The organism is Bradyrhizobium sp. 31Argb (assembly GCF_043638955.1).
Classification (GTDB): Bacteria; Pseudomonadota; Alphaproteobacteria; order Rhizobiales; family Xanthobacteraceae; genus Bradyrhizobium.
The window spans coordinates 1-22,740 of sequence record NZ_JBEGDB010000072.1 but is presented as its reverse complement, the minus strand read 5'-3'; the positions used below and the strand labels follow the sequence as shown (position 1 = coordinate 22,740).

The 22,740-nt window shown below is 63.4% G+C and carries 17 protein-coding genes and 1 pseudogene; 4 read left to right on the top strand and 14 right to left on the bottom strand.

Translation table 11 applies throughout. From position 1 onward, the window contains the following. Positions 1-125 precede the first annotated feature (125 nt). The 3 genes and pseudogenes from AAFX91_RS16435 to AAFX91_RS16425 all read right to left on the bottom strand — a co-directional run bounded on the left by AAFX91_RS16435 (position 126) and on the right by AAFX91_RS16425 (position 3,670). A complete protein-coding gene (locus AAFX91_RS16435) occupies positions 126-857 on the bottom strand; it encodes an ABC transporter ATP-binding protein (RefSeq protein WP_394567146.1) in 732 nt (243 codons plus the stop codon). Then, a pseudogene (locus AAFX91_RS16430) lies at positions 854-2,624 on the bottom strand (ATP-binding cassette domain-containing protein). Before AAFX91_RS16430 ends, AAFX91_RS16435 begins: the two are co-directional and overlap by 4 nt. Positions 2,625-2,629: 5 nt before the next feature. After that, on the bottom strand, positions 2,630-3,670 hold the full coding sequence (locus AAFX91_RS16425; RefSeq protein WP_394567145.1) for a branched-chain amino acid ABC transporter permease: 1,041 nt from the start codon (positions 3,668-3,670) through the stop codon (positions 2,630-2,632). A 158-nt stretch (positions 3,671-3,828) separates the two neighbouring features. Between AAFX91_RS16425 and AAFX91_RS16420 the strand changes: the two genes are divergently transcribed. Beyond that, positions 3,829-4,347 carry a MarR family winged helix-turn-helix transcriptional regulator gene (locus tag AAFX91_RS16420; RefSeq protein WP_282529463.1) on the top strand — a complete coding sequence of 173 codons (519 nt, stop codon included), beginning with the start codon at positions 3,829-3,831 and terminating at the stop codon, positions 4,345-4,347. A 353-nt stretch (positions 4,348-4,700) separates the two neighbouring features. Here AAFX91_RS16420 and AAFX91_RS16415 read toward each other — a convergent pair whose 3' ends face one another. The 11 genes from AAFX91_RS16415 to AAFX91_RS16365 form a co-directional block, all read right to left on the bottom strand. Beyond that, positions 4,701-5,981, bottom strand: coding sequence for a glycerate kinase (locus AAFX91_RS16415; RefSeq protein WP_394567144.1), 1,281 nt, complete (start codon positions 5,979-5,981; stop codon positions 4,701-4,703). Next, positions 5,981-7,207, bottom strand: a complete 1,227-nt coding sequence (locus AAFX91_RS16410; RefSeq protein ID WP_394567143.1) for an ABC transporter substrate-binding protein — start codon at positions 7,205-7,207, stop codon at positions 5,981-5,983. Before AAFX91_RS16410 ends, AAFX91_RS16415 begins: the two co-directional genes overlap by 1 nt. Before the next feature lie 143 nt (positions 7,208-7,350). Beyond that, the gene (locus AAFX91_RS16405) at positions 7,351-8,577 is read right to left on the bottom strand and encodes an ABC transporter substrate-binding protein (RefSeq protein WP_282529466.1); all 1,227 of its coding nucleotides are present in this window, start codon (positions 8,575-8,577) and stop codon (positions 7,351-7,353) included. A 348-nt stretch (positions 8,578-8,925) separates the two neighbouring features. After that, entirely contained in the window at positions 8,926-10,155 is a 1,230-nt protein-coding gene (locus AAFX91_RS16400; RefSeq protein WP_394567142.1) for an ABC transporter substrate-binding protein, read from the bottom strand. Positions 10,156-10,316: 161 nt separating this feature from the next. After that, positions 10,317-11,543 (bottom strand): ABC transporter substrate-binding protein, encoded by a 1,227-nt coding sequence (locus AAFX91_RS16395; RefSeq protein WP_282529468.1) that lies wholly within the window; start codon positions 11,541-11,543, stop codon positions 10,317-10,319. 240 nt (positions 11,544-11,783) lie between these two features. Continuing rightward, on the bottom strand, positions 11,784-13,013 hold the full coding sequence (locus tag AAFX91_RS16390) for an ABC transporter substrate-binding protein (RefSeq protein WP_394567141.1): 1,230 nt from the start codon (positions 13,011-13,013) through the stop codon (positions 11,784-11,786). Positions 13,014-13,044: 31 nt separating this feature from the next. Next, positions 13,045-14,061 carry a branched-chain amino acid ABC transporter permease gene (locus tag AAFX91_RS16385; RefSeq protein ID WP_130580594.1) on the bottom strand — a complete coding sequence of 339 codons (1,017 nt, stop codon included), beginning with the start codon at positions 14,059-14,061 and terminating at the stop codon, positions 13,045-13,047. 2 nt (positions 14,062-14,063) lie between these two features. Next, positions 14,064-14,942 (bottom strand): branched-chain amino acid ABC transporter permease, encoded by an 879-nt coding sequence (locus AAFX91_RS16380; RefSeq protein WP_130580593.1) that lies wholly within the window; start codon positions 14,940-14,942, stop codon positions 14,064-14,066. A 13-nt stretch (positions 14,943-14,955) separates the two neighbouring features. Beyond that, positions 14,956-15,669, bottom strand: a complete 714-nt coding sequence (locus AAFX91_RS16375; protein WP_282529470.1) for an ABC transporter ATP-binding protein — start codon at positions 15,667-15,669, stop codon at positions 14,956-14,958. Beyond that, a complete protein-coding gene (locus AAFX91_RS16370; RefSeq protein WP_130580591.1) occupies positions 15,666-16,463 on the bottom strand; it encodes an ABC transporter ATP-binding protein in 798 nt (265 codons plus the stop codon). The genes AAFX91_RS16375 and AAFX91_RS16370 overlap by 4 nt, the downstream gene beginning before the upstream one ends. A 72-nt stretch (positions 16,464-16,535) precedes the next feature. Further along, entirely contained in the window at positions 16,536-17,399 is an 864-nt protein-coding gene (locus AAFX91_RS16365) for an IclR family transcriptional regulator (RefSeq protein WP_394567140.1), read from the bottom strand. 173 nt (positions 17,400-17,572) lie between these two features. Between AAFX91_RS16365 and AAFX91_RS16360 the strand changes: the two genes are divergently transcribed. From AAFX91_RS16360 to AAFX91_RS16350, 3 genes are all read left to right on the top strand, one after another. Further along, the gene (locus tag AAFX91_RS16360; RefSeq protein WP_394567139.1) at positions 17,573-19,669 is read left to right on the top strand and encodes a 3-hydroxyacyl-CoA dehydrogenase NAD-binding domain-containing protein; all 2,097 of its coding nucleotides are present in this window, start codon (positions 17,573-17,575) and stop codon (positions 19,667-19,669) included. A 120-nt stretch (positions 19,670-19,789) separates the two neighbouring features. Then, positions 19,790-21,484: a dicarboxylate--CoA ligase PimA gene (pimA, locus tag AAFX91_RS16355; RefSeq protein WP_394567138.1), complete on the top strand. Its 1,695-nt coding sequence runs from the start codon at positions 19,790-19,792 to the stop codon at positions 21,482-21,484. Next, positions 21,481-22,668, top strand: coding sequence for an acetyl-CoA C-acyltransferase (locus AAFX91_RS16350; protein ID WP_394567137.1), 1,188 nt, complete (start codon positions 21,481-21,483; stop codon positions 22,666-22,668). Before pimA ends, AAFX91_RS16350 begins: the two co-directional genes overlap by 4 nt. Positions 22,669-22,740: the final 72 nt, after the last annotated feature.

Sequence of the window (22,740 nt, the reverse complement as noted above, 5' to 3'; positions counted from 1 at the left end):
GGGTGATCCAGTAATCCGCAGCGGGAATTAAACCGATGGGCTGCTGGCTACTGGCTGCCCCGCCGGAGCCTGTCATCGGGCTCGCCGAAGGCGAGACCCGGTGGCGGGGCATGACGGAAGTAAGATCAAACCGCGCTCTCGCCTTCATGCTGGAAGCCGAGATAGCTTGCGGCGACGCGCTGGTTGCTGGCGATGTCGCGGGCCGCTCCGCTGAGCACGAACTCGCCGAGCTCCATCACATAGGCGCGGTCGGCGATCTGCAGCGCGGCCTGGGCGTTCTGCTCGACCAGCAGCACCGACACGCCGGCAGCGCGAAGCTCGCCGATGGTGCGGAAGATGTCGGCGACGATGATCGGCGCGAGGCCCAGGCTCGGCTCGTCCAGCATCAGGAGTTTCGGGGCGCCCATCAGCGCCCGACCCATCGCGAGCATCTGCTGCTCGCCGCCGGACAGCGTGCCGGCGAGCTGCTTGCGGCGCTCCTTCAGGCGCGGAAACAGTTTGTAGACGCGCTCGAACGAATTTGCCGCGGTCGCCTTCGGGTTCCGGAACGCGCCGAGCTGCAGATTGTCCTCGACATTCATGGTCGCGAACAGTTCGCGGTGCTCCGGCACGAGGCTCAGGCCCGCCGCGACGCGGTCCTCGATGTCGAGCGTGGCCATGTCCTGGCCCGCGAAGGTGGTACGGCCCTTGAGCGGCAGGATGCCCATGACGGCGTTGAGCAGCGTGGTCTTGCCGGCGCCATTGGCGCCGATGATGGTGACGATCTCGTTCTCATTGACCTCGAGCGAGACGCCGCGCACGGCTTCGACCTTGCCATAGGCGATATGCACATCGGACACCGACAACAACGCACTCATGCCGCGGCTCCGAGATAGGCCTTGATGACCTCGGGGTTCTTCTTGATCGCCGCCGGCGTTCCTTCCGCGATCTTGGTGCCGAAATCGAGCACGACGATGCGGTCGGCGAGGTCCATGACAAAACCCATGTCGTGCTCGACCAGCAGCACCGACATGCCGCCGTCGCGGAGTTGCCGGAGCAATGCCGCGAGCCGCTGCTTCTCCATATGCCGCAGGCCGGCGGCGGGCTCGTCGAGCAGGAGCAGCATCGGATCGACGCAGAGTGCGCGGGCGATCTCGACGATGCGCTGCTGGCCGAGCGAGAGCGAGCCCGCGAGCTGGTCGATCTGGTCGGTGAGCCCGACGCGCTCGATCTGCCGCGCCGCTTCCGCGAGCAGCCTTGCTTCATCCGCGCGGTCGAGCCGGAACATGCTGGCGACCGCGCCGGATGCCCCGCGCAGATGGGCGCCGATCGCGACATTCTCCAGCACGGTCATGTCGGGCACCAGCTTGACGTGCTGGAAGGTGCGGGCGACGCCGAGCTTCACCACCTCCTGCGGCGGCGCGTTCTCGGACCTTCCTGCCGAGCACGGAGATGGCGCCGTTGGTTGCGGTCAGGACGCCCGTGATCAGGTTGAAGGTCGTGCTCTTGCCGGCGCCGTTGGGGCCGATTAGCGCCACGATCTCACGGGCCTTGACGTCGAAGCTGACGTCGTTGACCGCGGTGACGCCGCCGAACTGCTTGCGCGCCTTCTCGAGCTGCAGAAGCACGGCAGACGTCGACGGCGCGCGCTCGCGGGCCGGCAGCGTCAACGACGTGTCCGCCGTCCTGCGGGCCGTCTTGAGCGGCAGCCGCGCCATCAGCCACGGCCAGACGCCGGATGGCGCAAGCTGCAGCAGCATCACCAGAAGGATTCCGAACACGATGGTCTCGAGCTGGCTCTGGCCGCCGAAGATGTAGGGCAGATAGCTCTGCAGCACTTCCTTCAGGATCACGACGATGCCGGCGCCAAGCACCGCGCCCCAGACATAGCCGGCGCCGCCGACGACGGCGATGAAGAGATATTCGATGCCGGCCTGCGGACCGAACGGCGTCGGATTGGCAGCGCGCTGGAAATGCGCATAGAGCCAGCCGGACAGGCCCGCCAGCACCGCGGCATAGATGAACACCAGAAGCTTGGCGCGCGGCGTCTGCACGCCGAAGGCTTCGGCCGCGATATGGCCGCGGCGCAGCGCGCGGATGGCGCGGCCGGTGCGGGAGTCCAACAGGTTCAACGTCAGCACCGCTGATATCAAGACCGCGATCCAGATCGCATAGTAGATCGTGCCGGGGCTCAGCATCTCATAGGAGCCGATCGCAAGCGGCGGGATGCCGGAGATGCCGTCATTGCGGCCGAGGAATTCGAGCTTGCTGAAGAGATAGAACAGCGCGATGCCCCAGGCGATGGTGCCGAGCGGCAGATAGTGGCCGGACAGCCGCACCGTCACGATGCCGAGCAGCACCGCGGCGATGCCGCTGACCAGGAGCGAGAGCGGCAGCGTCAGCCATGGCGACACGCCATAAGCGGTCGTCAGCACCGCCGTGGTGTAGGCGCCGAAACCGCAGAACGCCGCCTGCCCGAACGAAGTGAGGCCGCCGACGCCGGTCAGCAGCACCAGCCCCATCGCCACCAGCGCGGCGAGGCCGATATTGTCGAGCAGCACGATCCAGAATGGCGGGATGCCGGGCACCAGCGGGATCAGCGCCATCACGACGGCGAAGATGATGAGAGGCAATCGCTGCGTCATCGCGCTCAATCCTTCTCTTCTTCGACCGCGGGCGCCGCGAGCGAACGCAGCACCAGGACGGGGAGGATCAGCGTGAAGACGATGACTTCCTTGAAGTTGCTGGCATAGAACGAGGAGAACGCTTCGACGACACCGACCAGAATGGCAGCGACGGCCGTCAGGGGATAGCTGACGAGACCGCCGATGATCGCCGCGATGAAGCCTTTGAGGCCGATCAGGAAGCCGGTGTCGTAATAGAGCGTCGTGATCGGTACGATCAAAATTCCCGAGATCGCGCCGATCAGCGACGCCAGCAGGAAGGCGATCTGGCCTGATAACGTGGTGCGGATGCCGACGAGGCGGGCGCCGAGGCGATTGACGGCGGTGGCGCGCAGTGCCTTGCCGGTCAGCGAGTAGCCGAAGAACAGCCAGAGCGCGACGATGAACGCAATGGTGAGGCCGTAGACCGCAAGGCTCTGGCCGGTGAAGCGGAGCGCGCCTGCAGTCAGCGCGACATTGGAGAGCGCCGGGCCGCGCAGGCCTTCGGCACCGAAGAACACGAGACCCAGGCCCTGCAGCGCGAGATGGCAGCCGACGGAGGCGATCAACAGCACCAGCACGGACGTATGCGCGATCGGCTGGAACGCGATGCGGTAGAGGAACAACCCGATCGCGGCCACGATCAAGAGCGCAAGCGCGATGTTCACGGCCATCGGCGTCTTCGGCCCGGCGAGCGCATAGGTGAGCAGGCAGACGGCCAGTGGAAAGACGATGTCGACCGCGACGGCGCGCGCGATCAGGCGTGCATGCAGCGACTTCCGCGCAATGAACAAATCGAGCCCGAACGCCACCAGTCCCATCGCGACCGCGAGCTTCGCGGTGCCCGGCACCTGGCCGGTCGCCAGCATGGCATAGCTCAGCGCGCCGTAGGTGACGAACTCGCCCTGCGGAATCAGGATCACGCGCGTGACCGCAAACACCAGGACCAGAGCCAGCCCCAGCAATGCGTAGATGGCGCCGTTGGTGATGCCGTCCTGCAGCAGGAACAGCATGATCGTCGTGTTCAAGGCCGAGCGCTCCCCCTCACGCGGCGGGCCGATCGACGCGTCGCAGCGTTCGACCGTCCGGTGTCGGCTGTTGAAAGCTGCCGACGTTTGATATAACTAATAACAATTATCGAATATAATCTCAAGAGCCCGACTAGCGGGATTGCGAGCCTCGAGCGATGACTGTTCCCAAGACCGCCGCCGATGCCATCAAGGTATCCCGCCCCGTCGCCGGGCAGGATCTTGACGCTTCGAGCGACGACGGCCTGCTCCACCTTGGAGAACTGTCGGGGCTGTTGGGCTATTCGCTGAAGCGTGCGCAGCTCAGGGTGTTCGAGGATTTTCTGCGCTGCGTCGCGCCCTTGCAACTCACGCCGGCACAATTCTCGGTGCTCTTGCTGCTCGACCAGAATCCCGGCCGCAACCAGACCGAGATCGCAAGTACGCTCGGCATTTTGCGGCCGAATTTCGTGGCGATGCTCGACGCCCTGGAGAGCCGCGAACTCTGCGCGCGCATGCGCTCGGCAAGCGACCGCCGCTCGCACATTCTCGTGCTCACCGACAAGGGCCGCGCGGTGCTGGCACGCGCCAAGAAGCTCGTCGCCAACAAGCACGAGGCGCGGCTGATCGAATTGCTCGGACCTGAGAACCACGCGGCGCTGCTGGAGATGCTGGCGAAGATCGCGCGCGAGTTTTGAGGGCGGAGTTGCCGTAGGATGGGTAGAGCGCAGCGAAACCCATCCTACGATTCTGCAGACCCTCATCCTGAGGAGCGGCCGTTTGGCCGCGTCTCGAAGGATGAGGCCCCGCCGGTGGCCTCGCCCTTCGAGACGACCGCTGCGCGGTCTCCTCAGGGTGAGGGGATAGGTTGGAATGCGCCGCTCTATCCACGTCATTCCGGGGCATCGCGCAGCGATGAGCCCGGAATCCATTTTTCCACCTGTGTCTGCGGCCCGATGGATTCTCTGATGTGCAATTGCACATCATAGCTCGCGCTCCGCGCGCCCCGGAATGACACCGGTGCTTACGGCGAGAACGACAGCAGCGAGCCTCAGTCCACCAGGATGACGCGGACGTCGTTGACGTTGGTCAGGGTCGGGCCGGTCAAAAGCAGATCGCCGGTTTGAGCGAAGAAGCCGCTGGCGTCGTTGTTTTCGAGATAGGCCCTGGGATCGAGGCCCTGCGATTTCATCTTCGCGAACGTAGAGTGGTCAATCACGGCGCCGGCCGGGTCGCTGGCGCTGCCGGCGCCGCCGTCGGCGCCGTCGGTGTCCGCGGCAAGCGCCGAGACATCGGTCATGCCCTTGAGCAGATCGGCGAGCGCGAGCGCGTATTCCTGGTTGGGGCCGCCGCGGCCATTGCCGCGCACGGTCACGGTGAGTTCGCCGCCGGACAGGATCGCGACGCGCCTGCCCTCGCTGCGGGCCGCTAGCGCAAGCTGCGCGTGCGCGGCGGCGACGTCGCGCGCTTCGCCTTCGAGATCAGCGCCGAGATCGATGGTCGCATAGCCGGCTTCGCGCGCGACCTTGACCGCGGCTTCGATCGATGCCTTCGGCTTCGCGATCAACGCGAACGTCGCGCGCGCAAAGGCCGGATCGCCTGGCTTGCAGCTTTCGTTGCCGGGATCGTCGAGCGCGCGGCGAACCGCGTCGTCGACGGCAAGATTGTATTTGGCGACGATGGCGCGCGCATCCGCAAGCGTGGTCGGATCAGGGACCGTGGGGCCGGATGCGATCGCGGAAGGATCGTCATGCGGCACATCGGAAATCGCGAGCGTCACGATCTCCGCGCGCTGGCCGGCCCGCGCCAGGCGGCCGCCCTTGATGCGCGACAGATGTTTCCGCACGATGTTCATCTCGCCGATCGGCGCACCCGAGCGGAGCAGCGCCCGGTTCACCTGCTGCTTCTGCGCAAAACTGACGCCGTCCGCCGGCGCGATCCAGTTGGCGGAGCCGCCGCCGGAGATCAACACCAGCAAGAGATCATCCGCGGTCGCCGTCGCCGCCAGCCGCAGCGTGTCGTCGGCGGCTTTCAGCCCGGCCTCGTCAGGTACGGGATGGCCGGCCTCGATCACGCTGATCCGGCGGGTCGGCACGCCATGGCCGTGACGGGTGGTCGCGATCCCTGTCAGGAGCGCCGGATCAAGCTCGAGCGCGTCGAGATAGTGTCGTTCGGCCGCCGCCGCCATGGCGGCGGCGCCCTTGCCCGCGGCAAGCACGATCACCCTCCCCTTCGGCACCGGACGCAGGTGCGGCGCCAGCACGACGTCCGGATGGGCGGCAGCTACCGCCGCATCGAAGATCGCGCGCAGAAGAGGGCGTCGGTTCGTCATCAGTTGCCAGAGATCTCGCCGCTGAGGACTTCGCCGAACAACTGCCAGCGTTCACCCTTGAACTGCATCAATTGCAACTGCTCGATCGGCATGTAATCAGTCGCGCTCGTGGTCAGCGTCACGCCCGGTAACAGTCCGCCTTGCGCAAATTGCTTCAGGCTTTGCGCCTGCTTCATGACATTCTCCCGGGTCAGGTTGTCGCCGCAGCGACGGAGCACCTCTACCATGGTAGTCGCAAGGTTGTAACCGGTCATCGCCGAAGAGTCGATGCGGTTCATCTCGGGAAGATATTTCGCGAGCAGATCGTCGAATGCCTTGATGCCGGGATCGTTGGCCCACTGGGGATCGCTGACATCCTTGGCATAAGCCGCCGAGATCACGCCCTGCGAGTTCTCGACTCCCGCCGGCTTCATCACGGCCGCGGTCGAGGCGCTGACGTTGGAGACGATCGTGAGCGGCTTCCAGTTCATCTCGCCGAGCTTCTTGATCGCCTGCGCGCCGAACTTCGGCGTGGTGTAAAGCACCAGAACGTCCGGATTGGCCGCTTTGATCTTCACCACGTGCGAATCGACGGTCGGCTCCGAGACCTCGTAGCTCTCCTCTACGACGATCCGCGAGGCGTCTGCGCCGAACCCATCCTTCAGCCCCTTCAGATAGTCCTTGCCCATATCGTCATTCTGGTAGAGCACGGCCACCTTGGCGCCCGGCTTCTCCTTCGTCAGGTATTTCGCGTAGATGCGCGCTTCGCTCTGGTAGCTCGGCAGCCAGCCCATGGTCCAAGGAAAGGTCTTCGGCTCGTTCCACTTGGTCGCGCCGGTGGCGACGAAAAGCTGCGGCACCTTCTTGCTGTTGAGGTATTTCTGGATCGCGGTGTTGGGCGCGGTGCCTAGCGTGCCGACCACCAGCAGAACCTCGTCGCTTTCGACCAGCTTGCGTGCCTGCTCAACCGTCTTCGGCGGGCTATAGGCATCGTCATAGGAGATGAAGTTGATCTTGCGGCCGTTGATGCCGCCCTCGTCGTTGACCTTCTTGAACAGCGCAGCCATCGCCTTGCCGACGCTACCGTAAGCGGAAGCCGGCCCGCTATAGGGCACGATGTTGCCGATCTTGATCTCGGTGTCCGTCGCACCGGTGTCATATTGCTTCTGCGCGAGTGCGGCAGAGCCAGTCGTGGCGGCTACGGCAAAGCCGAGGAATGCGGTTGCAAGGCGGCGTCGGGTCGACATAGGCATAGGACTCCTTCGGAGCAGAAGCTCCCATTCTGGTGCATCGCATTGATAGCGCGGAAAATCATGTTGGCAACAAAAAGCCCCTGCGAATGTGTCGCAGGAGCTTTGCGTGCTTAACCTTGGGTAACCGCAGGAGGCTTTCAACCGCCGACGTCAGCGCTGATGACGTCGCCGAACAGCTCCCACTTGTCGCCCTTGAACTTCATGAGCTGAAGCGAGCTGATCGGAGCAAAGTCGTTTGCTCCGGTGTTGATCTTGATGCCGGGCAGCAGGACTTCGGTACGGAAATCCTTCAGGCTCGCCGCCTGCTTCATGACGTTCTCGCGCGTCAGGTTGTCGCCACACAGCTTCAGCACCTGAACCAGCGTCTGCGCCACGCCGTAGCCGACCACGGTACCGCCATCGAGCTTGTCGCCTTCCGGAAAATCCTTGGCCATGAAGGCATAGAATTCCTTCATGCCGGGATCGTTGTCCCACTGCTTGTCGGAGGCGTCCTTGAGGTAGGCGGCGGAGATGATGTCCTGGGCGTTCTCGAAGCCGGCCGGCTTGAGCACGCTGCCGACGGAAGCCGAGACGTTGTTGAGGAAGTGCAGCGGCTTCCAGCCGATCTCGGCGTTCTTCTTGATCGCCTGCGCGGCAAATTTCGGCGTGGTGATATTGATGAAGATGTCGGCGCCGGTGGCCTTGAGCTTGACCATATGGGAATCGATGGTCGGCTCGGAGGTCTCGTAGCTTTCTTCGGCAACGATCATGGTGGAGGCCTTGGAGCCGAGCCCGTCCTTCAAGCCTTTCAGATAGTCCTTGCCGTAATCGTCGTTCTGGTAGAGCACCGCGATCTTGGCGTTCGGGTAGTTCTTGAGGATGTACTTGGCGTAGATCTGGGTTTCGCTCTGGTAGCTGGGCTGCCAGCCCATGGTCCACGGAAAGTTCTGCGGATCGTTCCACTTGGTGGCGCCGGTGGCGACGAAGAGCTGCGGCACCTTCTTCGAGTTCATGTATTTCTGGATCGCGGTGTTCGGCGGCGTGCCGAGCGAATTGAAGATGAACAGCACCTCATCGCTTTCGACCAGCTTGCGCGCCTGCTCAACCGTCTTCGGCGGAGAATAGGCGTCGTCATAGGAGACGAAATTGATCTTGCGGCCGTTGATGCCGCCGGCGTCGTTGATCTTCTTGAAGTAGGCGGCCTCGGTGCGTCCGATCACGCCATAGGCGGAGGCCGGTCCGCTGTAGGGCATGATGTTGCCGACCTTGATCTCGGTATCCGACGCGCCGGGGTCGTATTTCTTCTGTGCCGACGCAGTGCCGGCAGTGGCCGCGAACAAGCCGAATGCTGCCGAAAGAATCGCAAGTTTCTTGATAACGGACATTCCGTCTCTCTCCCTTTTGGATGACATTGATGCTGTGTCATGGCTTTCTTGATCCGAAAGCTCTTGGTGTTAGCCCTATGGCTTACCATTTTGCCGACATTGCCTCAACAAAAAGCCCCTGCGGCAAAGCCGCAGCAGCACGATGAGATCGGGTCGAACTGCGTCCGCGACGAACACTGCGCTCCCTCTCCCGCCTGCGCGAGAGGGTTGGGGTGAGGCTGTCTCCGCGATGGGACTCTTCGTGGGGAGAGAGCCCCACCCGCTGCGCAAGGGCGCAGCGACCTCCCCCGCAAGCGGGAGAGGTGAATGAACTCGCGGACTGACTGATTCAAGCAAATGACATCAGGATCAGCCGCCGACGTCGCCGCTCAGGATGTCGCCGAAGCGCTCCCAGGTGTCGCCCTTGAATTGCATGAGCTGCAGTTGCGACAGCGGCGCGAAATCGGTCCGCGACGTATTCACCTTGATGCCGGGCAACAGCCCGTCGAGCTCGAGGTCGCGGATGCTGGCGGCCTGCTTCATGATGTTCTCGTGGGTCAGGTTGTCGCCGCAGGCCTTCAGCACATGCACCATGCCTTGCGCGACCGTGTAGCCGTACATCACCGAGAGGTCGGAGCGATTGGCCTCAGGATAGTATTTATCGAGGAATTCGTTCCAGGCGATCATGCCGGGATCGTTCTTCCATTGCGGATCGGTCGGATCCTTCAGGTAGTTCGACGAGATGATATCCTGTGCGTTCTCGAAGCCGGCCGGCTTGAGCACGCTGCCTACGGAGGACGAGACGTTGTTGAGGAAGTGCAACGGCTTCCAGCCGATCTCGGCGTTCTTCTTGATCGCCTGCGCCGCGAATTTCGGCGTGGTGATGTCGAAGAACACATCGGCCCCGGACGACCAGAGCTTGACGATGTGGGAGTCGATGGAGGGTTCGGAGACTTCGTAGCTTTCCTCGATCACGATCATCGAAGCCGCCTTGCTGCCGAGGCCGTCCCTGAAGCCTTTCAGGTAGTCCTTGCCGTAATCATCGTTCTGGTAGAGCACCGCGATCCTGGCGTTCGGATGGTTCTTCAGGATGTACCTGGCGTAGATGATCGACTCGCTCTGGTAATTGGGCTGCCAGCCCATGGTCCAGGGGAAATCTTTCGGATCGTTCCACTTGGTGGCGCCGGTGGCGACGAAGAGCTGCGGCACCTTCTTCTGGTTCATGTATTTCTGGATCGCCGAGTTCGGCGGCGTGCCGAGCGAATTAAAGATGAAGAGCACCTCGTCGCTCTCGACCAGCTTGCGCGCCTGCTCCACCGTCTTCGGCGGAGAGTAGGCGTCGTCATAGGAGATGAAGTTGATCTTGCGGCCGTTGATGCCGCCCTCGGCATTGATCTTGTTGAAATAGGCCGCCTCCGTCTTGCCGATCACGCCATAAGCGGAGGCCGGTCCGCTGTAGGGCATGATGTTGCCGATCTTGATCTCGGTGTCGGTGGCGCCGACGTCGTATGCCTTCTGGGCAAGCGCGTGGCCGCTGCTCACGGCCAGCAATGCGACGGCGGCCGCAAAGGCCCCCAGCCGCAAATGGATGGCAGACATTGGGATCTCCTTGGGATCATGGTGGACGTGTCATGTTTTTTGGATTGGGAGCACTTTCCGGCTCCTGCCGGCATTGAATACCTTCCACCTGGTCCCGGCAACAAAAAGCCCCCGCGATGGAATCGCGGGGGCTGCAAACGGCGGATGCCGCCGCGGCTCCCTCAATGCCCGAGCGCGCCGCTCATGATGCGGCCGAACAACTCCCACTTGTCTCCCTTGAAGCGCATCATCTGCAGTTGCTTGATGGGCGCGAAGTCGGTCGGCGATGTGTTGATGGTGATGCCGGGCAGCAGCGTGTCGGGCGCAAACTCCCTCAGGCTCGCGGCCTGCTTCATGATGTTGGCACGGGTGAGATCGTCGCCGCACATCTGCAGCACCTTCACCATGGTTTGCGCCGCGCCATAGCCATAGACCGCCGCGTCGTCGCGCCGATCGGCTTCCGGATAATATTCCTGAAGGAACGCAAAGAATCGCTTCATGCCGGGATCGTTGTCCCATTGTGGGTCGGCGCCATCCTTGGCATAGGCCGCCGACAGGACGCCCTGCACATTCTCAAAGCCGGCCGGCTTCATCGCACCGCCGACGGAAGCGGAGACATTGGACACGATCTGCACCGGCTTCCAGTTGAGTTCCGCGACGTTCTTCATCGCCTGAGCTGCGAATTTCGGCATGGCGACGTTGATGAAGACGTCGACGCCGGCGGCCTTCAGCTTGACGATGTGGCTCTCCATCGACGGCTCTGACGTCTCGTAGCTCTCTTCGGCGACGATCATCGCCGCCTTCTCGCCGAATCCGTCCCTCAAGCCCCTGAGGTAGTCCTTGCCGAAATCGTCGTTCTGATAGAGCACGCCGACCTTGGCGTCCGGCCTCTCTTTCATGATGTATTTGGCATAGATGCGCGCCTCGCTCTGGTAGTTCGGCTGCCAGCCCATCGTCCACGGAAACTCTTTTGGCTGGTCCCACTTGCTGGCGCCGGAGGCGACGAAGAGCTGCGGCACTCCCTTGCCGTTCATGTATTTCTGGATCGCGAGGTTGGTGACCGTGCCGAGCGAGTTGAAGATCAGAAGCACTTTATCGCTCTCCACGAGCTTGCGCGCCTGCTCCACCGTCTTCGACGGGTTGTAGCCGTCGTCGTAGCTGAGAAAAACGATCTTGCGACCGTTGATGCCGCCCTCGGCGTTGACCTTGTTGAAATAGGCAGCCTCGGTCTTGCCGATCACGCCATAGCCGGAAGCCGGTCCGCTATAGGGCATGATGTTGCCTATTCTGATCTCGGTGTCGCTGGCGCCGGTATCGTACTTCTTCTGGGCGAGCGCACCGCCGGTGGTGGCGATGATCAGGGCGAGCACGGCTGAAAGGGCAGTCAATCGCAAAGGCACGGCAGTCATTCGTTTCCTTCATCCTCGAGATCATGATCCGATTAGACGGAATCGGATCATGATCTCATCTCTTTGTTTGAGCATGATCTTTTCGGAAAACCGGTTCCCACTTTTCCGGATCATGCTCTGGTGGATGCGTTTCTTGGAACCCCCACGGCGGGCATTGAATGCGGTTCTCGCACCGTCCGTCAACAAAAAGCCCCACGGCTTGCGCCGCGGGGCTTTGCGCTGGTCTCTTGCACTGCAACCTCAGTCGGCGGGGACGTCGCCGCTGATGATTTCGCCGAACAGTTCCCATTTCTGTCCCTTGAAGCGCATCATCTGAAGCTGGCTGATCGGGGCAAAGTCGGTGGCGCTGGTGTTGATCTTGACGCCGGGCAGCAGCGTGTCAGGCGTAAAATCCTTCAGGCTGGCGGCCCGTTTCATCACGTTGGCCCGGGTGAGATCGTCGCCGCACATCTCCAGCACCTTCGCCAGGGTTTGTGCAGCGCCGTAGCCGTAAACCAGACCGCTCTCGGTCTTGTCGGCACCCGGCATGTACTTGTCGAGGAATTCATTCCACTTTTTCATGCCGGGATCGTTGTTCCATTGCGGGTCGCTGCCGTCCTTGGCGTAGGCCGCCGAGAACACGCCCTGGGCGTTCTCAAATCCCGCCGGCTGCATCACGCTGCCGACCGAGATTGAGACGTTGGTGACGATCTGCAACGGCTTCCAGCCGAGTTCGGCGGTCTTCTTGATGGTCTGGGCGGCGAATTTCGGCGTGGCGTAGATCAGCAGCACGTCCGGATTGGCGGCCTTGATCTTGACGATGTGGGAATCGATCGTCGGCTCGGAGATCTCGTAGCTCTCCTCGAGGATGATCATCGAGGCACCCTTGGCGCCGAGGCCGTCCTTGGTGCCCTTGAGGTAATCCTTACCGAAATCGTCGTTCTGGTAGAGGATCGCGACCTTGGCGTCCGGCTCCTCCTTCATCAGCCATTTCGCGTAGATGTGCGCTTCGCTCTGGTAGCTCGGCTGCCAGCCTATGGTCCAAGGGAAGTTCTTCGGGTCGTTCCACTTGGTCGCGCCGGTGGCGACGAACAGTTGCGGGATCTTCTTGGAGTTGAGGTATTTCTGGATCGCGGTGTTCGAGGGCGTGCCGAGCGGATTGAAGACGACAAGGACTTCGTCGCTCTCGACCAGCTTGCGTACCTGCTCGACCGCCTTCGGCGGCGAGTAGGCGTCATCATAGGTGATGAAATTGACCTTGCGGCCGTTGATGCCGCCCTGATCGTTGATCATCCGGAAATAGGCGGCCTCAGTCTTGCCGATCGAGCCGTAGGCGGATGCAGGTCCGCTATAAGGGATGATGTTTCCGATCTTGATCTCGGTGTCGGAGGCGCCGGTATCGTATGTCTTCTGGGCGAAGGCACTGCCGGAAGCGGCAGCAAAAGCGATGACCGCCGCCGAAAGCACGGCGGTCCGTGGTTTGAAGGGCATTGTCTCTCCTAAAGTCTCTTTTCTTGGTTCTTCAGTTCTTCTTGAGTTTCGCCGCCAGTTGCTGGGCAATGAGGGCGACCTGCCGGGCGCCATGCGGCACCAGGTAGATGACGAGGAACAGGAGCACGCCGAACACGGCGCCGGAGAGACCCTTGGAAATGCCTTCCGCAATATTCGGCACGAAGATGATGAACGCGGAGCCGACGATCGAACCCGGCAGCCAGCCGACGCCGCCGACCACCATGCCGACGAACAGCGAGATCGCGAGCGTGATGGTGTAGCCGTCAGGCGCCACGAACTGCACCGCGATCGCGCCCAGGCCGCCGGCGATGCCGGTGATCCCGGCACTCACGCCGAATGCCAGTGTCTTGTACAGCGCGACGTTAACGCCCATGGCAGAGGCCGCGATCTCGTTGTCGCGGATCGACATGAGGGCGCGGCCCGAGCGCGAGCGGAGCAGGTTCACCGAGGCGACATAGATCCCGATCGAGACCGCCAGTGTGAAGTAATAGAGCCACATGTCCTGTGACAACGGCAGGCCGAATGGCGCATCCGGCTTGGTCACCACCAGGCCCTGCACGCCGCCGGTCCAGTGCTCGAGGAAGCCGAGCTTGAGGAGCTGCGGCATGGCGAGCGCCAGAGCAAAGGTCGCGAGCGCGAGGTAGATGCCCGACAGCCGCAGCGCCGGCTGGCCGAACAGGAAACCCGCGCCGAAGCAGACGACGCCCGCGACCGGCAGGGTCAGCGCGTAGTTGACGTTGAAGTGCTCCATCAGGATCGCCGTGACATAGGCGCCGATGGCATAGAACGCGCTCTGGCCGAGCGAGAACTGCCCGCTGCCGCCGGTCAGGATGTTGAGCGCCAGCACCGCGAGGGCGTAGATCAGGAGCATCGTCATCTGGAAGATGACGAAGTTCTTGACGAACAAGGGCGTCAGGATCAGGGCCGCCAGCACCACCAGCGAGGTGCCGTAGCCGAGCGTCATGGCACGCTTCGGAACCGCCTCGACGGCCGGGGCTTCGGTTACAACTTCTTCAGCCGCGCTCATGATCAGACTCGCTTCACGATGGGCCGGCCAAACAGCCCGGCCGGTTTGACGACCAACACGGTGATGATCAGCGCAAGCGCGATCGGCAGCTTGAGCTCGTTGCCGACGCCTGGAATGTAGGTGCCGGCAAGGTTCTCGAACACGCCGACCAGGAAGCCGCCGATCACGGCGCCGAGCGGCGAGCTAAGGCCGCCGAGCACCGCGGAGGCGAAACCGTAGATCAGGACGCCGCCCATCATATTCGGCTCCAGGAACACCACCGGCGCGATCAGCATGCCGGCGATCGCGCCGATGGCGGAGGCCATGCCCCAGCCGAGCGCGATCATCCATGAGGTGTTGATGCCGACCAGCCGCGCCGATTCAGGCAACGAGGCAGCCGCCCGCATCGCAAGGCCAATGCGGGTGAACTGGAAGAAGAAATAGAGCCCGGCGAGCAGCAGCAGGGTGACGCCGACCATGCCGGCCTGGTGGGTCGAGATAAGCTGGCTGCCGAGGAACGGCGAGGAGCCGAACGGCGTCGGATATTGCTTGATGGTGAAATCCCAGATCAGGCCCGCGACCGAGTTGACGATCGCAAACAGCGCGATGAAGCCGGCGACGTTGGTCAAGACCGGCGCCTTCGCCAAGGGCTTGAACAACAGCCGCTCGATCAGGATGCCACCGGCGAAGGAAAGGATGACGGTGAGGATGAACGCCCCCCAATAGGGCACGCCCCATTGCATCATCTGCCAGGACATGAAAGTCGAGAACATCGCCATTTCGCCTTGCGCGAAATTGAGATGGTCGATCGCCTGGTAGATCATCACGACGGCGAGCGCCATGCAGGCGTAGATCGCGCCCGTGGCGATGCCGGCCAGGACTTGGTTGGCAAAAAGCTCCATGGTCCTCGCTCCCTCAGTAACCCAGATAGGATTTACGAACGTCTTCGTTGTTGGCGACGTCCTTGGCGTTGCCGGACATCACGATGCGTCCGGTTTCGATCACATAGGCCTGATCGGCGAGTTCGAGCGCGAGCTGCGCGTTCTGCTCGACCACCAGGATGGTGACCTTGTCCTCGCGGTTGATCTTGCCGAGGATGCGGAACAGGTCGCGCACCACCAGCGGCGCCAGGCCGAACGACGGCTCATCCAGCAGCATCAGCCGCGGCCGCAGCATCAGCGCGCGCGCGACCGCGAGCATCTGCTGCTCGCCGCCCGACAGCGTGCCGGCCTGTTGCGTATAGCGCTGCTTGAGCACCGGGAAGTGGTCGTACATGCGCTCGATGTCGGCGACGATGTTCTTCTTGTCGCCGCGCGTGATGGCGCCGAGCTGCAGATTCTCCTCCACCGTCATGTTGGTGAAGGTGCCGCGGCCCTGCGGCACATGGGCGATGCCGAGGCGGACGACGTTCTCAGTCGAACGATTGCCGATCGGCTTGCCCTCGAATTCGACCGCGCCGGTCGAGCGCACCATGTTGCAGATCGCCCGCAGCGTGGTGGTCTTGCCGGCGCCGTTGGCCCCGAGCAGCGTGGTGAGCGAACCTTCGTTCAGGGAAAAGCTGAGGCCGTGAAGCGCCTGGACCTGGCCGTAGTAGGCGCGCAGATCCTTGACGTTGAGCATCGTCGTCATTGGTCCTTGCTCCCGAGATAGGCCTTGATGACGTCGGGGTCGGCCTGGACCTGGCTAGGGGTTCCCTCCGCGAGCTTGCGGCCGAAATTGAGCGCGACGACGTGGTCGGCGGTCGACATCACCATGCCCATGTGGTGTTCGACCAGGAGCACGGTGATCTTGCGCTCGTCGCGGATCTTGCGGACGAGGTCGCCGAGCACATAGACCTCTTCATGGTTGAGGCCGCCGGCCGGCTCGTCCAGCAGCAGGATCTTCGGATCGGCCGCGAGCGCGCGGGCCAGTTCGACGCGCTTCTGGGTGCCGAACGGCAGGCCCGAAACGATGCTGTGCGCGACGTCCTCGAGGTCGAGATAAGCCAGGATATCGTGCACCTTCTTGTTGACCGAAGCCTCGGTGCGCCTGATCCAGGCGAGCTTGAGCGAGTCGCTGATGATGTCGCTGGACGTGCGCGCGTGCGTCCCGACGCGGACATTGTCGAGCACCGAGAGATTGGGAAACAGCGCCACGTTCTGGAAGGTGCGACCGATGCCGATCTCGGCGATCTTGTGCGGCGGGCGGCTGAGGATGCTCACGCCTTCCATCAGGATGTCGCCGGAGCTCGGCTGATAGAGCCGTGAGAGGCAATTGAAGAGCGTCGTCTTGCCGGCGCCGTTCGGTCCGATCAGTCCCAGGATCTGGCCCTGATGCATGTCGAAGGAGACGCCGTTCAACGCGACGATGCCGCCGAACACGACGCTGACGTCGCGAACCGCGAGCAGTGGCGCATGACCCTGCGCGAGTTGTGCCTGCGTCATCTCGTCTCGCCCGCCCGCTTGAGAGGGCGGAGGGCGCCGCGCGAATGATCGCGCCGGCGATGAAGAAGGCTGTCAGATGCCCTCGGCCACACGTGCAACTTTCCCTCCTGATCTCGACTTTTTGCTTTCAGCTTTTCTGGATTGCGGCGCTACCCCACCAAGCGCCTGCTCGATGTTCCTTACCATCGCGACAAGGCGAGGTCCAATATCGTCGAGCAACCGGTCTTCCGTAAAGCGGAATGCCGGCGCGCCGCAATTGAACGCATACGGACCGGTTCCGTCATTGAGCTGCAATGCGACGCCGACGGCGTGAACATCGTCCTGCCATTCGCCAGCAGAAATTGCAAAACCGCGCTTCGCTACCAATTCGCCCGAGCGCTCGATGCCGTCGCGTATCTTTGGCCAGCGGCTGCCGTAGTGGTCGCGAAGCTCGCGCAGCAAAGCGGCACGCTCATCGTCCGGCAGCGCCCAGATATAGGCGCGTCCCATCGCGGTGGTCGCTATTGGTATCCGCGAACCGACATCGAGCTGAACGCCGAGCGTCAGTCCATTCCGACTCTGTCCGAAATAGATCATGCTGAGCCGGTCGCGCCCGCCCACCGCAACCGCACCGCCGGTCGCGCGCATCACGTCCTCGCGATAGGGCTCGGACAAATGCCGGACGCCGAGATTGGCAAGCGCGGCATAACCCAGCGCCATGGCAGAGGGCGCGAGTTGGTACTTCTCGAAACGCGGCACGGGTGTAAGGTAACCGAGCTTGGTCAACGTATAGGTCAACCGTGAAACGGTTGGCTTCGGCAAATTGGTGCGGGCCGCAATCTCCTGATTGCCGAGAAGCCCGTCATTGGGACGGAATGCGCGCAGAACTTCCAATCCACGGGAAAGCGCGACCACAAAATTGCGATCGGTCGCCGCCTTCTTTCCTGAACGCTTCATTCCCTGTCACTTTGTCGATCTCGTTGACAAGGGACGTGCTTCAAAATAACCCATCCCTGTCAAGATGTGGAATTTAATTTCGCAGTGCGAAATTAGCCACTAAACGCAAGAACTGCAAGAACGCCTTGCAAAAGAACACACTGCAAAAGAACACAGCATCCAAGGAGAGTCTCGTGAGCGAAGTCGTAAAACTCGAGCGGCATGACGACATTGGCATCGTCACGGTTAACAATCCTCCGGTCAATGCGCTGAGTGCCGCGGTACGCGGCGGCATCCTGGAATGCATCAAGAGCGCGATTGCCGATGCCGAAGTGAAGGCGATCGTGCTGACCTGCGCCGGCCGCACCTTCATCGCCGGCGCCGACATCACCGAATTCGGCAAGCCGCCGAAGCCGCCCGGCCTCAACGAGGTGCTGGAGGTGATGGAGAATTCACCGAAGCCGATCGTTGCCGCGATCCACGGCACCGCGCTCGGCGGCGGCCTCGAGGTCGCTCTGGCATGCCACTATCGCGTGGCGACCAAGGACGCCCGGCTCGGCCTGCCCGAAGTCAAGCTTGGCCTGCTACCCGGCGCGGGCGGCACCCAGCGGCTGCCGCGCGCAGTCGGACCGGAACTTGCGGTCAAGATGATCGTCGGCGGTGATCCGATCGGCGCCGCGGAAGCGCTCAAGAGCGGGTTGATCGAAGAGATCGTCGAGGGACCGGCCGCCGGCGGCGGGGCCTTCGCGCGCAAGCTGCTGGCGGAGAAGCGCCCGTTGCGCAAGTTGCGCGACGACGACTCCAAGCTCGCTGCAGCGAAGGCCGATCGCTCGATCTTCACCAATGCGGTCGCCGCACTGACCAAGCGCGCACGCGGCCTGGAAGCGCCGTTCGCCGCCGCCGACGCGGTCGGTGCTGCGATCGACCTTCCGTTCGATGAGGGGCTGAAGAAGGAGCGCGAGACCTTCCTGAAGCTGGTCGCCAGCGACCAGTCCAAGGCGCAGCGCTATGCCTTCTTTGCCGAACGCGAAGCCGCGAAGATCGCTGGTGTACCAGATGGCACGAAGTCGCGGCCGGTCGAGCGTGTCGCGATCATCGGCGCCGGCACCATGGGCGGCGGCATCGCGATGTCGTTTGCCAATGCCGGCATTCCTGTGACGCTGATCGAGACCAGCGAGGAGCAGCTCAAGCGCGGCCTGGGCGTGATGCAGAAGAACTATGAGGCGACAGCGGCCCGTGGTGGTATCCCAGCAGATGCGCCCGCCAAGCGGATGGCGCTCATCACCGGCGTGGTCGGCCTCGAGAATGTCAAGGACGCCGACCTCGTCATCGAGGCGGTGTTCGAGACCATGGCGGTCAAGAAGGAAGTGTTCGGCAAGCTCGATCAATATGCCAAGCCGGGCGCCGTGCTCGCCTCCAACACGTCCTACCTGAACATCGACGACATCGCGAAGGAGACGAAACGGCCGCAGGACGTGCTCGGCATGCACTTCTTCTCGCCCGCGAACGTTATGAAGCTGTGCGAGATCGTGCGCGCGGAGAAGACTGCGCCCGATGCGCTGGTGACGGCAGTCTCGATCGCGCGCAAAATTGCAAAAGTGCCGGCAGTGGTCGGCGTCTGCGATGGCTTCGTCGGCAACCGCATGCTGGCCCAGCGCGGCAAGCAGGCCGAAAAGCTGTTGTTCGAGGGCGCGCTCCCGCAGCAGGTCGATGCCGTGGTGACCAAGTTCGGCATGCCGATGGGCCCGTTCGCGATGGGCGACCTCGCCGGCCTCGACATCGGCTGGCGCTCGCGCAAGGACCGCGGCATCAAGTCGGAGATCGCGGACGCGCTGTGCGAGGCCGGCCGCTTCGGCCAGAAGACCGGCAAGGGCTATTACAAGTACGAGGCGGGCTCGCGCGCGGCACTGCCCGATCCGGAAGTCGAGAAGCTGATTGACGAGACGCTCGCGCGCCTCGGCCGCAAGAAGCGCGTCGTCAGCGACGACGAGATCCTCGAGCGCATGATGTACCCGATGATCAACGAGGGTGCGCGCATCCTGGAGGAGGGCATCGCGGCGCGGCCTTCCGACATCGACGTGGTCTGGCTCTATGGCTATGGCTGGCCGATCTACCGCGGCGGCCCGATGTTCTGGGCCGACACGGTGGGCCTGAAGCACATCGCCGATCGCCTCGCCTTCTACGCCAAGGAGACCAACGATCCCTCGCTCGAGCCGGCGCCGCTGCTCAAGCGCCTCGCCGACGAAGGCAAGACGTTTGCTTCGCTCGCCGCGGCGTCGAAGGCGGCTTGATGGGCCGTGTGCTCACTCGTTGTCGTTCCGGGGCGCGCGCAGCGCGAACCCGGAACCTCGAGATTCCGGGTTCGCGACTTCGTCGCGCCCCGGAATGACGGCGTATCTGGCTGGAGCATCATGACCCATCCCGGCGAACAGTTTTATCCGAAGGGCGTGCATTGGGACGACCCGATCGCGCGCGGCACATTGCCTGATTTGCTGTCGACCGCCGCCGCAGCCTACGGCCCGCGGACGGTGATCGAATTCCGCGACCGGCCGATCGCCTATGCGGAACTGGAAGCGCTGGTCGAAACCGCGGCTTCCGCATTCCTGCGGGCCGGCTACGGCAGGGACACGTCGGTGGCGCTGTTCCTCGGCAATACGCCCGACCATCCCATCAACTTCTTCGGCGCGCTGAAGGCCGGTGCCCGCGTCGTGCATCTCTCGCCGCTCGACGGCGAGATCGCGCTCTCGCACAAGCTCTCGGATTCCGGCGCGCGTATCCTTATCACCAGCAACCTCTCGGCACTGTTGCCGACCGCGCTGAAGTTCCTCGACAAGGGCCTGCTCGATCGGCTGATCGTCTGCGAGGACGATCATTGGGGCAAGGTCGGCACACCCCAGACCGCGCTGCCCGACAATCCCGCCATCATCACCTATCGCCAGTTCGTCGACGGCGCGACCAGGGCGGCCAAATGGCCCGAGGTGAGCGCCGACGACGTCGCGCTGCTGCAATATACCGGCGGCACCACCGGCCTGCCGAAGGGCGCGATGCTGAGCCACGGCAATCTGACCGCAGCGGTGTCGATCTATGAGGTCTGGGGCAAGGCGGCCCGCGCGGAACGCGATGCGATCGAGCGAGTGATCTGCGTGCTGCCGCTGTTCCACATCTATGCGCTGACGGTCGTGCTGCTGTCCTCGATCCGGCACGGCCATCTGATCTCGCTGCACCAGCGCTTCGACGTCCAGGCCGTGATGCGCGACATCGAGGAGAAGCGCGCCACCGTGTTCCCCGGCGTACCCACGATGTGGATCGCGATCGCCGCCCTGCCCGATCTCGACAAACGCGACCTATCCTCGCTGGTGAGCTGCGGTTCCGGCGGCGCGCCGCTGCCGGTGGAAGTCGCCAAGATCTTCGAGCGCCGCGTCGGCATGAAGCTGCGCAGCGGCTGGGGCATGACGGAGACTTGTTCCCCGGGGACCGGTCATGTGAAGGAAGGGCCGGACAAGCCCGGCTCGATCGGCCTGATGCTGCCGGGCATCGAGCTCGATGTGGTCTCGCTGGATGATCCGAAGCAGGTCTTGCCCGTGGGCGAAGTCGGCGAGATCCGGATTCGCGGGCCGAATGTCACCAAGGGCTACTGGAACCGGCCGAAGGAAACCGCGGAAGCCTTTGTCGGCGACCGCTTCCTCACCGGCGACATCGGCTACATGGATGCGGACGGCTATTTCTACCTGGTCGACCGCAAGAAGGACATGATCATCTCCGGCGGCTTCAACGTCTATCCGCAGATGATCGAGCAGGCGATCTATACGCATCCGTCGGTGCAGGAAGTGATCGTGATCGGCATCTCCGACGACTACCGGGGCGAGGCTGCGAAAGCCTTCATCAAGCTGCGCGACGGAGCGGCGTCGTTCACGATCGACGATCTGCGCGCCTTCCTCACCGGCAAGCTCGGCAAGCATGAACTGCCGGCGGCGCTCGAATTCGTCGAGGAATTGCCGCGCACGCCGGTCGGAAAACTTTCCCGCCACGAATTGCGTCAGCAGAAGGCCGCTTCGGACAGCGCAACGAAACAACAACCAGAAACCGCAACAGGAGGTCGTTCATGACCGACGCCGTTATCGCCTCCACCGCCCGCACGCCGATCGGCAAGGCCTATCGCGGCGCGCTCAACGTCACCGAAGGCGCAACCCTGCTTGGACATGCCATCGGCGAAGCGGTTGCGCGCGCCAAGGTCGACCCGAAGGAGATCGAGGACGTCGTGATGGGCGCAGCCCTGCAGCAGGGCGCAACCGGCGGCAACATCGCGCGCAAGGCGCTGCTCCGCGCCGGCCTTCCGGTGACCGTCGCCGGCACCACCATCGACCGGCAATGTGCCTCGGGCCTGCAGGCGATCGCGCTTGCCGCGCGCTCGGTGTTGTTCGACGGCGTCGAGATCGCGGTCGGCGGCGGTGGTGAATCGATCAGCCTGGTGCAGAACGACAAGATCAATACGTTCCACGCGCAGGACCCGGCACTCCTGAAGATCAAGGGCGAGGTCTACATGCCCATGATCGACACCGCCGAAGTGGTCGCCAAGCGCTACAATATCTCGCGCGAGAAGCAGGACGAATATTCGCTGGAGAGCCAGCGCCGCACCGCAGCCGCCCAGCAGGGCGGCAAGTTCAAGGACGAGCTGGCGCCGATCACCACCCAGATGGCGGTGACCGACAAGGCGACCGGCGCGGTCTCGTTCAAGGAGGTGACGCTGTCGCAGGATGAGGGTCCGCGGCCCGAGACCACGGCCGAAGGCCTTGCCGGCCTGAAGCCGGTGCGCGGCGAAGGTTTTACCATCACCGCCGGCAACGCCAGCCAGCTTTCCGATGGCGCCAGTGCGACCGTCATCATGAGCGACAAGGAAGCGGCCAAGCGCGGCTTGACGCCGCTCGGCATCTTCCGCGGTTTCGTCTCCGCCGGCTGTGAGCCCGACGAGATGGGGATCGGCCCGGTCTTCGCCGTGCCGCGCCTGCTCAAGCGCCATGGCCTGAAGGTTGAGGACATCGACCTCTGGGAGCTCAACGAGGCCTTCGCGGTGCAGGTGCTCTATTGCCGCGACAAGCTCGGCATCGATCCGGAGAAGCTCAACGTCAATGGCGGCGCGATCGCGGTCGGCTATCCCTACGGCATGTCGGGCGCACGGCTTACCGGCCACGCCCTGATCGAAGGGCGCCGCCGCAAGGCGAAATATGCTGTTGTGACCATGTGCGTCGGTGGCGGCATGGGCGCAGCCGGTTTGTTCGAGGTGGTGCACTAGCATTACAGTTGTCTTTTTGTTTTGAAGTGCGCGCGCTGGGCGGCGGCCTGGTGAGCTCTACGCCAAAGTGAC

What these genes read in the sequence shown, in the direction of transcription:
- AAFX91_RS16435 (WP_394567146.1), bottom strand. Translation starts at nt 857, where the DNA reads ATGAGTGCGTTGTTGTCGGTGTCCGATGTGCATATCGCCTATGGCAAG.
- AAFX91_RS16420 (WP_282529463.1), top strand. Translation starts at nt 3,829, where the DNA reads ATGACTGTTCCCAAGACCGCCGCCGATGCCATCAAGGTATCCCGCCCC.
- AAFX91_RS16415 (WP_394567144.1), bottom strand. Translation starts at nt 5,981, where the DNA reads ATGACGAACCGACGCCCTCTTCTGCGCGCGATCTTCGATGCGGCGGTA.
- AAFX91_RS16410 (WP_394567143.1), bottom strand. Translation starts at nt 7,207, where the DNA reads ATGTCGACCCGACGCCGCCTTGCAACCGCATTCCTCGGCTTTGCCGTA.
- AAFX91_RS16405 (WP_282529466.1), bottom strand. Translation starts at nt 8,577, where the DNA reads ATGTCCGTTATCAAGAAACTTGCGATTCTTTCGGCAGCATTCGGCTTG.
- AAFX91_RS16400 (WP_394567142.1), bottom strand. Translation starts at nt 10,155, where the DNA reads ATGTCTGCCATCCATTTGCGGCTGGGGGCCTTTGCGGCCGCCGTCGCA.
- AAFX91_RS16395 (WP_282529468.1), bottom strand. Translation starts at nt 11,543, where the DNA reads ATGACTGCCGTGCCTTTGCGATTGACTGCCCTTTCAGCCGTGCTCGCC.
- AAFX91_RS16390 (WP_394567141.1), bottom strand. Translation starts at nt 13,013, where the DNA reads ATGCCCTTCAAACCACGGACCGCCGTGCTTTCGGCGGCGGTCATCGCT.
- AAFX91_RS16385 (WP_130580594.1), bottom strand. Translation starts at nt 14,061, where the DNA reads ATGAGCGCGGCTGAAGAAGTTGTAACCGAAGCCCCGGCCGTCGAGGCG.
- AAFX91_RS16380 (WP_130580593.1), bottom strand. Translation starts at nt 14,942, where the DNA reads ATGGAGCTTTTTGCCAACCAAGTCCTGGCCGGCATCGCCACGGGCGCG.
- AAFX91_RS16375 (WP_282529470.1), bottom strand. Translation starts at nt 15,669, where the DNA reads ATGACGACGATGCTCAACGTCAAGGATCTGCGCGCCTACTACGGCCAG.
- AAFX91_RS16370 (WP_130580591.1), bottom strand. Translation starts at nt 16,463, where the DNA reads ATGACGCAGGCACAACTCGCGCAGGGTCATGCGCCACTGCTCGCGGTT.
- AAFX91_RS16365 (WP_394567140.1), bottom strand. Translation starts at nt 17,399, where the DNA reads ATGAAGCGTTCAGGAAAGAAGGCGGCGACCGATCGCAATTTTGTGGTC.
- pimA (WP_394567138.1), top strand. Translation starts at nt 19,790, where the DNA reads ATGACCCATCCCGGCGAACAGTTTTATCCGAAGGGCGTGCATTGGGAC.
- AAFX91_RS16350 (WP_394567137.1), top strand. Translation starts at nt 21,481, where the DNA reads ATGACCGACGCCGTTATCGCCTCCACCGCCCGCACGCCGATCGGCAAG.